Origin of the sequence: Shimia sp. R9_1 (genome assembly GCF_017743775.1) — a bacterium.
Classification (GTDB): domain Bacteria; phylum Pseudomonadota; class Alphaproteobacteria; order Rhodobacterales; family Rhodobacteraceae; genus Shimia.
This window is the reverse complement of the sequence record NZ_JAGHRN010000001.1, coordinates 629121-643789: the sequence shown is the minus strand read 5'-3', so window position 1 is coordinate 643789 and position 14669 is coordinate 629121. Positions and strand designations below refer to the sequence as shown.

Genomic DNA, 14669 nt, shown 5'->3' with positions numbered 1-14669 from the left:
CGGATGGGAGTGACGTGGCTTTAAAAAGCAGGTCTGAAGCTACTCTAAAACGTCTTGGCAGAGTGATTGCTCTGACACGCGCAGGCCTGTTTGCAGAATCAATCACCCGCGCGTTCTGGCCGGTTTGGTCCATTCTCTTTGTTGTACTCGCAGCGCTGATGATCGGCTTGCAGGATGTATTGCCACTGGAGGTGACTTGGGTAGGGGGTGTTCTGGCGCTTTTGGCGCTGGTGGCGGCTCTCGTGATAGGTGCTCGGCGCTTTGAAGTGCCAACGCAGGAAATGGCCATTGCACGTTTGGATGCCACCTTGCCGGGGCGGCCCCTTCAGGCATTGAGAGACACACCCGCCATTGGCAAGGGAGACGCCGCTTCCGAGGCGCTTTGGCAGGCGCACCAGACACGCATGGCGCAACGGACGGAACGTGCCAAGGCGGTTGAGCCGAATTTACGGATTTCCTATCTGGATCCCTTTGGCCTGCGCTATATCGCTACCTTGTTCCTGATGGTCGCTTTGGTTTTTGGTTCGGCTGCCAACATCTCTTCGGTGAAAGATATTGGAGCGCCGGGCGGGGCTGCGCTGGCCAGCGGACCCACTTGGGAGGGCTGGATTGAGCCGCCTTCTTACACAGGCAAACCTGCACTTTATTTGAATGACCAACCGGAGGGGGGCTTGGAGCTTCCTGAAGGCAGCCGTGTTGTCTTGCGCCTCTATGGTGAGGTCGGCGCGCTGACGGTTGCTGAGACAGTCTCAGGCCGCACCAGCGTTGTTGAGAGTGCGGCAGATGCGGAGCAGAGCTTTGATGTCGCCCAGTCAGGGGGGCTTGAAATTTCTGGGACCGGCGGTGCCAGCTGGGATATTGCGGTGTTGCCGGATGTTGCCCCGACGGTCATGTCCACACAGCGTCCGGAGACGTCAGGCCGTGGAGAGATGACGCTGCCGTTTGAAGCGACAGATGACTATGGCGTCATTGGCGGTACGGCAGTTGTGCGCTTGGATATGAGTGCGATTGAGCGCGTCTACGGACTGCGGGTGGCACCTGAAGAGCGCCCCGAGGTTGAAGTGCCGCTGCCTTTGCCGATTTCGGGAGATCGGGCGTACTTTCAGGAAGTCCTGATCGAAGATTTCTCCAAGCATCCTTGGGCGCATCTGCCTGTCGAAGTCACCTTGACCGTCGAAGATGATGCTGGGCTGACGGGCACAACAGGCACGATGCGATTTGCGTTGCCTGCGCGCCGATTCTTTGACCCGCTCGCCGCGGCGATAGTTGAGCTGAGGCGTGATCTCCTCTGGTCCAAGGAAAACGGTGCCCGTGTTTCGCAGTTGATGCGCGCGATTTCGCATCGTCCGGAAGAAGGCGTTTTTAAGCAGGAAACGGACTATCTGCGGTTTCGAACCATTTTGAAGCGGCTTGAAACCAATGTCGCCCATGGACTGACAGGCGACAAACGTGACGAGTTTGCAGAAGCGCTTTGGGCCTTGGCGCTTGATCTTGAGGAAGGTGATCTCGGGAGTGCAGCAGAACGGCTGCGCCAAGCGCAAGAACGCCTGTCAGAAGCGATGAAAAACGGCGCCAGCGACGCCGAGATCGCGCGATTGATGCAGGAGCTGCGCGAGGCGACTGAGGATTATCTGCGCGAATTGGCGCGGCGCGATCAGCAGCAGGGCGACGGTCAGGAGAGCCAGGACACGGCGCAGAACAATATGCAGCTCAATCAGAATGATTTGCAGCGCATGATGGACCGCATCCAGGAATTGATGGAGCAGGGTCGTATGGCGGAAGCGCAACAGGCTTTGGAAGAGTTGCAGCGGCTCATGGAGAACATGCGGGTCACCCAAGGCGAAGGTCAGCAAAGCCCGGGTGAGCAGGCGATGCAGGGCTTGGCGGATACATTGCGCGAACAGCAGGGGCTTTCTGACGAGGCCTTCCGTGAACTCCAAGAGCAGTTCAACCCCGGTGCCCAGAGTGGCCAATCCAGCGAAAATCAGGGCTTCAACGGCGGTGAAGGACGTGGGCAAGCTCATGACGGCACCGGTGGTGAAGGGCGCGGAGAGGGAGAAGGTGGGGCCGAGACAGGGCAGTCTGATGGTCAGCAGCCTGGCCAATCTGAAGCTCTGGAAGACCGCCAGCAAGCTCTGCGTCAGGAACTTAATCGTCAGCTTGGCAATCTGCCAGGCCAAGGGACGCAGGAAGGCGATGCCGCGCGCGAAGCGTTAGGTCAGGCCGAGAGCGCAATGGAGGGGGCAGAGGAGGCTCTGCGCCAAGATGATTTGGCCACCGCAATCGACCGGCAAGCTGAGGCGATGGATGCGCTGCGCGAAGGCATGCGCAATCTGGGCGAGGCGATGGCGCAACAGCAGCAGGAAGGTCAACAGGGTACCGCAGAGGCGCAAGGTAGCGCGCAAGATCCCCTGGGCCGCAGTCAGGGCAACCGTGGTGCAGCTGGCACCCAAGAGGGTTTGTTGCAGGGCGAAGATGTTTATCGTCAGGCGCGCCGTTTGCTTGACGAGATCCGCCGTCGCGCAGGCGAGGCGGAACGACCAGAGATTGAGCGCAATTATCTTGAGCGTCTGCTCGATCGCTTCTGAGATCGATCTCCGAAAGTGAGAAACGGCCCAGTTGTCAACAGGAAGCTATCGCGCGGCTTAGCCTGTCATCTCATTCAGTTTGAGAAACAGCTGGGTTACTTTGTCATCCAGCCAGATACGGGTGTCATTGGCTGATGCCATAAAGCCTTCAATGAAGGGCGCTGCTTCTGGATAGCGCAGACTTAGGGTGTCATGTGAGCTGTAGACAAAGATCGCTGCCGCAGCGAGCATGAGCACGACGCAGAACCCCAGCCGAAAACCTCTGCCACGGCGCAGTCGTTCGTCAACTGCTTTGCGTGGGTCAGCCTTTCGTTTGGGCATTTCCGTGCTGCGTAAAGTGGAGTTGATTTCCTCGATGTCGGGCAAAAGATCACGACGGGTAGAGCGCCGGTCTTTGATCTTTGCTTTCCGAAGTTTCGGCTGCTCTTGGCCTCGAAGTCGATCTACGCGGGCTGCAACCGGGTCTGAAGCTTCAGACGTGTCATCATGACCGGCATCATCGAGCCCAAGGTCGCCCTGTGTCTCCAGGCTTTGTGGCTCCTCAGCAGCGCGGGCTTGGAACTCATAAGCAGCTTCTTCACGCAGGATATCGGCAACGTCTGCGTCAAGCCCGCGGCGCGGGCGGTTCGAGCTGGTTTGTGCAGGTTCTAGTTGCTCGTCTTCATCTTCGGAGGTTTCCTCCGAGGTGTGTTCATCCTCAGCGGTCTCATCCTCGAGATCTTCGTAGAAATCCTCATCATCCGGTTCCTGGGCAGAACGTGACGCAACCTCGGCCGCACCGGGGTCGTTCCAGGCTTCGTCGGTCTCCAGATCCCAATCTGTACCGCCGAGATCAATATCGTCCGAGTCGGCTTCTTCTTCCGCTGAAATGTCCTCCGCAGTTTCCGGAGAAATCGAAATTTCAGGTGGCTCGATTTCTTCAAAAGGCTCAGCTTCGGGTGCGTCTTCTACAGGCTCTGCGTCCCCGTCCTCGCCTGAGGGTGTCTCAGCGGGTATGGACTCTTCCTGAGTGGCTTCGAGTTCCACGGAGTGGTCAGGATGCGTCTGGAACCAGGTGTTGCCGCAGTTTGAGCATTGCACATCACGCCCCGCGGTGGGGATGATGTCGTCTGGTACTTCGTACTGTGCTCCGCAATTTGGGCAAGTCAGCCGCATAGTCTTCCCCTGCGCTCCCAATTCTTATCTTTGTTTGTGAACCATATTCTGTAATCAGACTTTGCGAAAGTGCAAAGCCGGACCAGAACGGATTGCAACCAAGACGATGCTCGTGCACAACAGCCAAGACAAATGAGGCCCGCAGTGATCGAACTTGATAACATAGCCTATAGCTACGGCGGTGGAGAGCTGCTGAGCGATGTTTCCCTTAAACTTGCACCGGGGTCATTCCACTTTCTCACCGGCCCGTCAGGATCAGGGAAAACGACGTTTCTGAAGCTTTGCTACGGTGCGCTGAGCCCGACGTCAGGCCAAGTGCAGCTGTTTGGAAAAGATGTGCGCAACATGACGCGGGATGATCACGCGATGACCCGTCGTCAGATCGGTGTCGTGCATCAGGACTGTCAGTTTCTGGACCACCTGCCAGTGCGAGAAAATGTGGCCCTACCTCTGACGGTGTCTGGGCGAGACACGCTTGAGCAACATTCCAACTTGAAAGAGCTGCTCAGTTGGGTGGGCCTTGGCCATCGCGCCAATGCTTTGCCGCCAGAGCTGTCTGGTGGTGAGCGGCAACGCGCGGCACTGGCGCGTGCGGTGATCATGTCACCTGATGTGGTGCTCGCAGATGAGCCTACAGGCAACGTGGATTGGGAAATGTCACAGCGACTGCTGCAGTTGCTCGTGGAGCTCAACAAGATGGGCAAAACCATTCTGATTGCGACCCATGATCTCAATCTCATTCGGTCCGCCAAACATCATGTGCAGGCCCGGGTGCTGCGCATTTCCGGTCGGAAGCTGCAGCTGGCAGGAGCGGACCTATGAGAAAAAAACTCCGGCTTTCTTCTCTCATCGTTGGCGATGCGCAAGCGGACCGGGTTGTTCCGCCAACAGGGTTCACCGCGCGTTTGACGCTGTTTGCTGCTGGTGCGATGGCTTTTTTGACCGTTTTTGCGCTCGCGCTTTCGCTGGCAAGCGGCCGGTTGGCTGCGCGTTGGGGAGCGGAGCTGGCGCAAAGCTCCACGTTGAGAATTTCCGCGCCCGCTGAACAGGTCGGCGCGCAGACGGCAGCTGCGCTAGCTGTGTTGGAAAGCACGCCGGGTGTGGCCTCTGCAAGAGCACTGAGCGCGGAAGAGCAGCGCGGGTTGCTTGCACCCTGGTTTGGGCCCGATCTTCCGATTGACAGTTTACCAATCCCACAGTTGGTCGAAATCGTGGAGACCGAAGAGGGGTATGACGCAGCGGGGCTGCGGTTGCGCTTGCAGGCAGAGGTGCCTGGCGCTGTGCTGGACGACCATACACGATGGCGTCGACCGTTGGAGCGGGCCGCAGAAAGGTTGCGCTTGCTTGGCTTGGTGTCGATAGGGCTCATTGGAGCGGCCATGGCGGCGATGATCACGCTGGCGGCCAATGCTGCCTTGGCTGCCAATTCTCAGGTGATTTCGGTGCTGCGTTTGATCGGTGCACAGGATCACTACATCGCGTCCGCCTTTGTGCGGCGCTTCACCCTGCGCGCGCTGAGCGGTGCCTTTGCTGGCACCGCCATGGGGGCGCTGGCGATCTATTTGTTGCCTTCCGCACAAGAGGATGGCGGTTTCCTGACTGGATTGGGATTTGAGGGCGCAGGCTGGTTCTCTCTCTTCCTGATCCCGCTCGTGGCTGCGGTTGTGGCCTATTTTGCAACGGGGTCTGCTGCGCGCAGAACTCTGTCGGAGTTGACCTGATGCGGCTGGCTGTTCAATGGATTCTCTCGATCATCTACGTGCTTCAAAACGCGGTGATGATGTTACTGATGGGCATTCTTTTCTTCCCGTGGGCACTTGTCTCCCCCAAAGGGGCAATGACAGCCTGTAAGTCTTACGCAACTTGGGCGATCTGGAGTGCGCGCTGGCTGGTGGGTATCCGATCTGAGGTGCGGGGGCAGGTCCCGACAGGTGCGGTGTTGGTTCCCGCAAAGCATCAGTCTTTTCTGGATATCATGATGATCTTCAAAGCGGTGCCGCAGCCCCGTTTCATCATGAAATATGAGCTTTTGTTCACTCCGATTATTGGTGTCTATGCTTGGCGGCTTGGCTGTGTCCCGGTGCGGCGTGGCAAGCGGGGCGCGGCCATCAAATCGATGTTGGCGGATGTTGAGAGCGGACGCGTGGCCCCGGGGCAGCTTGTGATCTATCCACAAGGCACGCGGGTGCCGGTGGGAGAGTATGTGAAATACAAGATTGGCCCCTTCGCGCTCTATAAAGAGACAGGTCAGACAGCGGTGCCCGTCGCAACCAATGCGGGGATGTTCTGGCCCAAAGGCACGATGTTGCGCAAACCTGGTTTGGCCGTGGTTGAATTTCTTGACCCTATTGCACCAGGTGCCGTGCAGAAGGATTTCATGACACAGCTTGAGACGGTCATTGAGGATCGTTCCAATGCATTGATGCGCGAAGCGGGGTTTGATCCAGATGGAGTACGTCACTGATATTGCTGAGCTTGAGGCTCTTTACGGCACACCGGGTTCCGCTTCTTTGCACAAAGTGGCGCATCAAATGACGCCGCTTTATCGCAAATGGATCATGGCTTCGAGGTTCTGTGTGCTGTCAACAGTTGGGCCGAATGGCACAGATGGCAGCCCGCGGGGCGATGATGGCCCGGTGGTGCGGGAATTGGATGCCCAGACGCTGCTGATGCCCGATTGGCGCGGTAACAACCGGATTGATACGCTTCGCAACATCGTGGCCGACGGACGCATTTCTCTGATGTTTATGGTGCCGGGATCTAACAATGTGGTGCGGATCAATGGTCTCGCTAAGGTGACCACCGATCAAGAGCTGCGCGAGAGCTTTGAGGTGAAAGGGCAGCATCCACGGTCAGTGATTGTGATCAAGATTGGTGAAATCTATTCGCAATGCGCGCGAGCCGTCATGCGGGCGGGGCTTTGGTCAGCAGGTGACGAGAGCGCTCAATTGCCAACCGTTGGCGAAATTCTGGCTGAACAGACCCGCGGCGCGGAGGGCGGCCAAAGTTATGATGATGGCTGGGCCGCACGGGCGGCAAAAACCATGTGGTGACGTTTGCATAGAAAAAGGGCGCCTGATGGGCGCCCTTCGTCTTTTTGATGTCTGACAGAGACTTAAGCGTGGATCGCACCGTCACCACAAGCCAGAGCGGCTTCGCGCACGGCTTCGGAGTAGGTTGGGTGGGCGTGACAGGTCAGGGCGATGTCCTGAGCGGATGCGCCGAATTCCATTGCAACGCAGATCTCGTGGATCATGTCACCGGCCGCCGGGCCGATGATCGCTGCGCCAACCACGCGATCGGTTTCCGCATCGGCAATGAGTTTCACAAAGCCATCGGCCTGATGCACGGCTTTGGCGCGGCCGTTGCCCATGAAGTTGAACTTGCCCACTTTGATCTTGCGGCCTTCGGCTTTCAGAGCGGCCTCTGTGGCGCCAACGGTGGCCACTTCTGGAGTGGTGTAGACCACACCTGGGATCACGCCGTAGTTCACGTGGCCATGTTTTCCAGCGATTACTTCGGCAACCGCCATGCCTTCGTCTTCGGCTTTGTGCGCAAGCATTGGGCCTTCGATGACGTCGCCGATTGCGTAGACGCCTGGCACATTGGTGGCCCAATGCGCGTTGGTTGCGATCTGGCCGCGCTCGGTCAGTTTGACGCCAAGGGCGTCGAGGCCCAGGCCTTCGGAGAATGGCTTGCGCCCTGTGGCAACCAGCACAACATCCGCGTCCAGCGTTTCCTCAGTATCCGGGGATTTCTTCAGTGCATACTTGACCTTAGCTTTGGACTTGGCCGCTTCTACACCGGACACAGCAGCGCCCATGATGAACTTGAGACCCTGCTTTTCCAGAATGCGCTTGAAGGTACGCTGAACGTCCGCGTCCATACCTGGGCAGACTGCATCCATGTACTCAACCACAGTGACCTCGGAGCCGAGGCGCGCGTAGACAGAGCCAAGCTCCAGGCCAATCACGCCAGCACCGATCACGGTCATCTTCTTTGGAATCTTTGGCAGATCAAGTGCGCCAGTGCTGTCCACCACGATGCCCTTGCCGTTGTCGACTTCCACACCGGGCAGGGAGGATGGTACGGAGCCGGACGCGATCACGATGTTTTTGGTTTCGTGTACGTCGTCGCCAACTTTGACTTTGCCGGCCTCAGGGATCGATGCCCAGCCTTTGAGCCAGTCGATCTTGTTCTTCTTCATGAGGAACTCAACACCGCCGGTGTTCTGGCCAACCACCTCGGATTTATAGGTTTTCATCTGATCCCAGTCGACCTTCACGGCGCCGGTTTTCAGACCCATGCCTGCGAAGTTGTGCTCAGCTTCGTGCAGTTCGTGGGTGGCGTGAAGCAGGGCTTTGGACGGGATACAGCCAACGTTCAGGCAGGTGCCGCCGAGGGTTTCACGGCCCTCTACGATGGCGGTTTTTAGGCCCAGCTGAGCGCAGCGGATCGCAGAGACATAGCCGCCCGGGCCAGCGCCGATGATGATGACGTCATAAGTTGCCATTTACGGGGTCCTTTTGATTTTAGGGAACCGGGCATTGTGAAATTTGCCGCCACAGTTCGAAGATTATGTTATTTGTCAGTTAGATAAGTGCTGCGACAAGCATCGCCATTGTGGCGAAGAAGCTCACCAACCAGATGACTGTACGCCAAGGCTGCCATGCCAGAGCATACGCTGGGACATAGAGCAGTCTTGCGCCAAGATAGATGCTCGCGCAAGTCGCGGTGAAGCCTGTGGACTGGCCGGAAACTGAGACCACCAATGCGGCGACGGCAAAGAGCACCAAGCCTTCGGTGTGGTTGGCCAGCGCACGGTGCATACGCCCAACAGCGCCGGGGCGTTCGCCTTCCTGATCGCGTGGTCCCATAGCCCAGTCGAAATCCATCTTGCCGTGCCCAACCGCGAGATAAGCGAGGAACTGCAAGCCCCAGAGCAGGCCAGCATAAGTCAGGATTGTCAGTTCGTGGGTCATGGGGAGCGTCCTGTTGTGGTGATTTGGTCTTTGTATCGGGCTTTGGCAGAGGCGTCAGGTCAAGCGAAATTTCGGGTCGGTATCGCGTCGGTATTGCAGCAGTATCGCGTCGTTAAAGCGGCTGTGCTTTGTCGGTAAAAGAACACTAGCTTTGATAGGAGTAGGGCGCAGTTGCTGACGCATTTTAGATGCGCGTGCTCCCCGATATCTAGGACGAGAGGAATGGAGGTGATCTTGTCCAAAGATCATTGTCTGCCCTCTGTGTGTGCCCTGGGGTGCCAGCGAACCATCGCCACGCTCAAGAGCGGCCGCTAACGAATGCGGGGCTGGAGTGTGTTCCAGCCCCGCAATTGTCTTACAGATCCATCAGCAGGCGGCGGGGATCTTCCAGCGCTTCCTTCACGCGTACGAGGAAGGTCACAGCACCTTTGCCGTCAACGATGCGGTGGTCATAGCTGAGCGCCAGATACATCATCGGACGGATCACCACTTGGCCGTTGATCGCCATCGGACGGTCCTGAATTTTGTGCATGCCCAGGATACCGGACTGCGGTGGGTTCAGGATCGGGGAAGACATCAGGGAGCCGTAAACACCACCGTTGGAGATGGTGAAGGTGCCGCCCTGCATCTCTGCCATGGAGAGCTTGCCGTCGCGTGCGCGTTTGCCTTTCTCGGAAATTGCTTTCTCGATGTCGGCAAAGGACATGCTGTCCGCATCACGGATCACGGGTACAACCAGACCGGTCGGGGTGCCCGCCGCAACGCCCATGTGTACGAAATTCTTGTACACGATGTCAGTGCCGTCGATCTCTGCGTTCACTTCAGGCACTTCTTTCAGAGCGTGACAGCACGCTTTGGTGAAGAAGGACATGAAGCCCAGGCGCACGCCATGTTTCTTTTCGAACTGGTCTTTGTACTGGCTGCGCAGCGCCATTACCTCGGTCATGTCCACCTCGTTGTAGGTGGTGAGCATGGCGGCGGTGTTCTGGCTGTCTTTCAAGCGGCGCGCGATGGTCTGACGCAGACGGGTCATTTTCACGCGCTCTTCGCGAGACGCGTCCTCTGCCGCAACAGGGGCGCGTGGTGCGGCTGCCGGGGCCGGAGCTGCTGCTGCCGGTGCCTGAGCAGGGGCAAGAGCGGCTTTCAGCACGTCTTCTTTCATGATGCGACCGTCGCGACCGGAGCCGGTCACAGCGGCTGGATCAATGCCTTTTTCTGCCATCAGTTTGTTGGCGGAAGGTGCATTTTCCACATCCGCAGAAGAGGCTGGTGCTGGGGCTGCTGCAGGCGCTGCTGCCCCAGCACCCGATGCGCCGCCGATAACGGCGAGCTTCGCGGAGGCGTCCACGGTGGTGCCTTCTGGCGCGAGGATTTCGCTCAGCACACCTGCGGCAGGGGCCGGTACTTCAACGGAGACCTTGTCGGTTTCCAGCTCACAGAGCATTTCGTCTTGGGCAACGGTGTCACCCACAGCTTTGAACCATGTGGAAACGGTTGCTTCGGTCACAGACTCGCCCAGAGTTGGGACCATCACATCCACAGCGTCGCCACCGGCCGCAGCCGGTGCGGCTGCTGGAGCTTCCGCCGCTGCTGGGGCAGGGGCTGGTGCCGCACCTTCACCTGCGGTGATGGTGGCCAGCAGGGCGTCAACACCTACGGTGTCGCCTTCGGCTGCAACGATTTCGCCCAGAACGCCGGCCGCTGGCGCAGGTACTTCGACGGTCACTTTGTCGGTTTCCAGTTCGCAAAGCATTTCGTCCACGGCAACCGCGTCACCCGGCTTTTTGAACCAGGTGGCGACGGTCGCTTCGGTGACGCTTTCGCCAAGAGTGGGGACTCGGACTTCGGTCATGGATTAGTTCCCTTCCATGGTGAGCGCGGCATCGACCAGCGCTGCTTGTTGTGACTTGTGTTGGCTTGCCAGACCAGTGGCGGGCGACGCGGATGCTGCGCGGCCTGCGTAGATCGGGCGGGTGTGTTTTGCTTTGATGCGGGTCAGCGCCCATTCGATGTTTGGCTCAATGAAGGACCAAGCACCCTGGTTCTTGGGCTCTTCCTGACACCAGACCATCTCGGCGTCTTTGAAGCGTTCCAGTTCCTTGATCAGCGAGTGCGCCGGGAACGGGTAGTATTGCTCAATACGCATCAGGTAGATGTCATCAATGCCGCGTGCGTCACGCTCTTCGAGCAGGTCAAAGTAGACCTTGCCGGAGCACATCACGACGCGTTTGATGTCTTTGTCTTTCTTCAGCTCAGTGTTGGAGTTGCCCTTTTCGGCGTCATCCCACAACACGCGGTGGAAAGAAGACCCATCAGTGAAATCTTCGGCTTCCGAAATGCAGAGCTTGTGACGCAGCAAGGATTTTGGCGTCATCAGGATCAGCGGTTTACGGAAAGTGCGGTGCAGCTGGCGGCGCAGGATGTGGAAGTAGTTCGCCGGAGTCGAGCAGTTCGCCACGATCCAGTTGTCTCCCCCACACATCTGCAGGAAGCGTTCCAGGCGGGCAGAGCTGTGCTCTGGACCCTGACCTTCAAAGCCGTGTGGCAGCAGAACGGTCAGACCGGACATACGCAGCCATTTGCTTTCGCCGGAGCTGATGAACTGGTCAAACATGATCTGCGCGCCGTTGGCGAAGTCGCCAAACTGGGCTTCCCAAAGGGTCAGCGCGTTTGGTTCTGCCAGCGAGTAGCCATATTCAAAGCCGAGTACGGCGTACTCAGAGAGCGCGGAATCGATGACTTCGTACTGGCTTTGACCGGCACGGATGTTGTTGAGCGGATAGTAGCGCTCTTCCGTTTCCTGGTTCACGATGCCGGAGTGACGCTGAGAGAAGGTGCCGCGTGTGGCGTCCTGACCGGCCAGGCGGACTGGGTAGCCCTCTGTCATCAGGGAGCCGAAAGCCAGCGCTTCAGCGGTGGCCCAGTCAAAGCCTTTGCCGGTTTCAAACATCTTGCCACGGGTGTCGAGAAGTCGGCCCACGGTTTTGTGCAGCGGGAAGCCCGCAGGCACGGAGGTCAGTGCCTTGCCGATCTCTGCAAGAGTGTCTTTTTTGATAGACGTCTGACCACGCTCGTAGTCCTCGCCGCGTTTGTCGAGGTGGGACCAACGGCCATCGAGCCAATCTGCTTTGTTGGGTTTGTAGTCTTTGCCGACCTCAAACTCTTCATTCAGATGCGCCTGGAACGCTGCCTTCATATCCTCGATTTCGCCTTCGGGGATCAGGCCGTCCTTGACCAGACGTTCTGTGTAAAGCGTCAGCGTGGTCTTCTGCTTCTTGATGCGCTTGTACATCACCGGGTTGGTGAACATGGGCTCGTCGCCCTCGTTGTGACCAAAGCGGCGGTAGCAGAAGATGTCGAGCACGACGTCTTTCTGGAACTTCTGGCGGAACTCGGTCGCGACCTTTGCAGCGTGTACCACGGCCTCTGGATCGTCCCCGTTGACGTGGAAGATCGGGGCTTCAACCACCAGAGCGTTGTCTGTTGGGTAAGGCGACGAACGGGAGAAGTGCGGCGCGGTGGTGAAGCCGATCTGGTTGTTCACCACGATGTGCATCGTGCCGCCGGTTTTGTGGCCGCGCAGGCCAGAGAGGGCAAAACACTCCGCAACAACGCCCTGGCCCGCAAAGGCCGCATCGCCGTGCAGCAACACAGGCATCACCTGAGTGCGCTGCGCGTCGTTCAGTTGGTCCTGCTTGGCGCGGACTTTGCCGAGCACAACAGGGTTCACAGCCTCAAGGTGAGACGGGTTCGCGGTGAGCGACAGGTGAACTGTGTTGCCGTCAAACTCGCGGTCAGAGGAAGCACCGAGGTGGTACTTCACGTCGCCAGAGCCGTCGACGTCTTCGGGCTTGAAACTGCCGCCTTGGAATTCGTTGAAGATGGCGCGGTACGGCTTGCGCATCACGTTGGCCAGAACGGACAGGCGGCCGCGGTGGGGCATGCCGATCACGATCTCTTTCAGGCCGAGGTTGCCGCCGCGCTTGATCACCTGCTCCATAGCCGGGATCAGGCTTTCGCCACCGTCCAGACCAAAGCGCTTGGTGCCCATGTATTTGACGTGCAGGAATTTCTCAAAACCTTCGGCCTCAACCATCTTGTTCAGAATGGCCTTACGGCCCTCACGGGTGAAGGTGATCTCTTTGTCATAACCTTCGATGCGCTCTTTCAGCCAGCCCGCTTCTTCGGGGTTGGAGATGTGCATGTATTGCAGCGCGAAGGTGCCACAGTAGGTGCGCTTCACGATGGCCATGATCTCGCGCATGGTTGCGATGTCGAGACCCAGAACCTTATCGATGAAGATTGGGCGATCCATGTCTGCATCGGTGAAGCCGTAGGACTTTGGATCAAGCTCCGGATGCGGGGTCTGATCGCGCATGCCCAATGGGTCGATGTCAGCAATCAGGTGGCCGCGAATACGGTAGGCGCGGATCAGCATGAGGGCGCGGATCGAATCCAGCACCGCGCGTTTGACGGCCTCGTCAGAAACAGTAACGCCCTTCTCGGCGGCCTTGGCTTTGATCTTGTTGCCTGCGGCTTTGGCTTCGGCAGGTTCTGCCCATTCGCCGGTCAGCGAGGAGGTCAGATCATCATTGGGCTGCTGGGGCCAGTCGGTGCGCTGCCAGCTCGGGCCTTGGGCCTCGGCTTTGACATCAAGCTCCGCATCGCCGAGCTGACGGAAGAATTCCTGCCAGGTTGCGTCAACCGCATTCGGGTCGGCGGCGTAGCGGGCGTACATCTGTTCGAGGTATTCCGCGTTGTGCCCCTGCATAAAGGAGGAGGCGTGGAAGATGTCGTTAGGCGACTGTTCGGTCATGATGGCACCTCATGGAGAATGGGACCGGTTTTGATATTGGCCCCATGTAGGGCGGGGTTGGGGTAGATGAACGCGTGAACGTTTCAAAACACTTAGCGCGGTTCGCTTTGAAACACAGAAATTCGCGTTCACCTTTCAGTTATCTGCGCGACGCTTATGCGGGACAGCGCCCGAACCTATGAGGCTCGGACGCTGAAAGTTTGCATATGTGCCGTGCGAGTGGACAATTTAGCCCAGCTCGATTGCTTTGAGCACAGCTTCGCCGAGGCCGGCTGGGCTGTCGGCAACGATGATGCCCGCTTCTTGCATTGCGGCGATCTTGTCTTCTGCGCCACCTTTGCCACCGGCAACAATCGCACCGGCGTGGCCCATGCGGCGGCCGGGAGGCGCTGTGCGGCCTGCGATGAAGCCAGCGGTTGGCTTCCAGCGGCCTTTTTTGCGCTCGTTTGCGAGGAAGTCTGCGGCTTCTTCTTCTGCAGAGCCACCGATTTCACCGATCATGATGATGGACTGGGTCTCGTCATCAGACAGGAACATGTCCAGCACATCGATGTGCTCGGTGCCTTTGATTGGGTCGCCGCCGATGCCCACAGCTGTGGACTGGCCCAGACCGATGTCTGCGGTCTGTTTCACAGCTTCGTAGGTCAGAGTGCCGGAGCGGGACACAACGCCCACGGAGCCACGCTTGTGGATGTGGCCAGGCATGATGCCGATTTTGCAGGCGTCAGGTGTGATGACACCTGGGCAGTTTGGGCCGATCAGGCGGGAGGAAGAGTTTTCCAGCGCGCGCTGCACCTTCATCATGTCCAGCACAGGAATGCCTTCGGTGATGCAGATGATCAGTTCCATTTCCGCGTCAATCGCTTCGAGGATCGAATCTGCCGCGAAGGGGGGCGGCACATAGATCACGGAAGCATCGGCTTCGGTTTTTGCTTTCGCATCATGTACGGAGTCAAAGACCGGAAGGCCCAGATGCTCCATGCCACCTTTGCCCGGGGTCACGCCGCCGACCATTTTGGTGCCATATGCGATGGCTTGTTCAGAGTGGAAGGTGCCCTGAGAGCCGGTGAAGCCCTGACAGATGACCTTGGTGTTTTCGTCTACGAGGATTGCCATATTGAGGTTCCT

The 14669-nt window shown here is 58.4% G+C and carries 11 protein-coding genes; 5 read left to right on the top strand and 6 right to left on the bottom strand.

What is annotated here, in order from left to right; translation table 11 throughout:
- The first annotated feature begins 62 nt into the window (after window positions 1-62).
- On the top strand, window positions 63-2588 hold the full coding sequence (locus J7399_RS03040) for a TIGR02302 family protein (protein WP_348539421.1): 2526 nt from the start codon (window positions 63-65) through the stop codon (window positions 2586-2588).
- Between the two features lie 57 nt (window positions 2589-2645).
- Here the strand turns inward: J7399_RS03040 and J7399_RS03035 are convergent, their stop codons facing one another.
- The gene (locus J7399_RS03035) at window positions 2646-3743 is read right to left on the bottom strand and encodes a zinc-ribbon domain-containing protein (RefSeq protein WP_209084073.1); all 1098 of its coding nucleotides are present in this window, start codon (window positions 3741-3743) and stop codon (window positions 2646-2648) included.
- Between the two features lie 144 nt (window positions 3744-3887).
- Between J7399_RS03035 and J7399_RS03030 the strand changes: the two genes are divergently transcribed.
- The 4 genes from J7399_RS03030 to J7399_RS03015 are packed head-to-tail and all read left to right on the top strand — an operon-like array spanning window position 3888 to window position 6796.
- Window positions 3888-4565 (top strand): ATP-binding cassette domain-containing protein, encoded by a 678-nt coding sequence (locus J7399_RS03030; RefSeq protein ID WP_209084072.1) that lies wholly within the window; start codon window positions 3888-3890, stop codon window positions 4563-4565.
- A complete protein-coding gene (locus tag J7399_RS03025) occupies window positions 4562-5464 on the top strand; it encodes an FtsX-like permease family protein (protein WP_209084070.1) in 903 nt (300 codons plus the stop codon). Before J7399_RS03030 ends, J7399_RS03025 begins: the two co-directional genes overlap by 4 nt.
- Window positions 5464-6207 (top strand): lysophospholipid acyltransferase family protein, encoded by a 744-nt coding sequence (locus J7399_RS03020; protein WP_209084069.1) that lies wholly within the window; start codon window positions 5464-5466, stop codon window positions 6205-6207. Before J7399_RS03025 ends, J7399_RS03020 begins: the two co-directional genes overlap by 1 nt.
- Entirely contained in the window at window positions 6191-6796 is a 606-nt protein-coding gene (locus J7399_RS03015; RefSeq protein WP_209084068.1) for a pyridoxamine 5'-phosphate oxidase family protein, read from the top strand. Before J7399_RS03020 ends, J7399_RS03015 begins: the two co-directional genes overlap by 17 nt.
- A gap of 62 nt (window positions 6797-6858) precedes the next feature.
- Here J7399_RS03015 and lpdA read toward each other — a convergent pair whose 3' ends face one another.
- From lpdA to sucD, 5 genes are all read right to left on the bottom strand, one after another.
- Window positions 6859-8256, bottom strand: coding sequence for a dihydrolipoyl dehydrogenase (gene lpdA, locus J7399_RS03010; RefSeq protein ID WP_209084067.1), 1398 nt, complete (start codon window positions 8254-8256; stop codon window positions 6859-6861).
- Between the two features lie 79 nt (window positions 8257-8335).
- Window positions 8336-8725 carry an MAPEG family protein gene (locus J7399_RS03005; protein WP_209084066.1) on the bottom strand — a complete coding sequence of 130 codons (390 nt, stop codon included), beginning with the start codon at window positions 8723-8725 and terminating at the stop codon, window positions 8336-8338.
- A gap of 355 nt (window positions 8726-9080) precedes the next feature.
- On the bottom strand, window positions 9081-10577 hold the full coding sequence (odhB, locus tag J7399_RS03000) for a 2-oxoglutarate dehydrogenase complex dihydrolipoyllysine-residue succinyltransferase (RefSeq protein WP_209084065.1): 1497 nt from the start codon (window positions 10575-10577) through the stop codon (window positions 9081-9083).
- Window positions 10578-10580: 3 nt separating this feature from the next.
- Window positions 10581-13541 carry a 2-oxoglutarate dehydrogenase E1 component gene (locus tag J7399_RS02995; RefSeq protein WP_209084064.1) on the bottom strand — a complete coding sequence of 987 codons (2961 nt, stop codon included), beginning with the start codon at window positions 13539-13541 and terminating at the stop codon, window positions 10581-10583.
- Between the two features lie 228 nt (window positions 13542-13769).
- The gene (sucD, locus tag J7399_RS02990; protein WP_209084063.1) at window positions 13770-14657 is read right to left on the bottom strand and encodes a succinate--CoA ligase subunit alpha; all 888 of its coding nucleotides are present in this window, start codon (window positions 14655-14657) and stop codon (window positions 13770-13772) included.
- Between the last annotated feature and the right edge of the window lie 12 nt (window positions 14658-14669).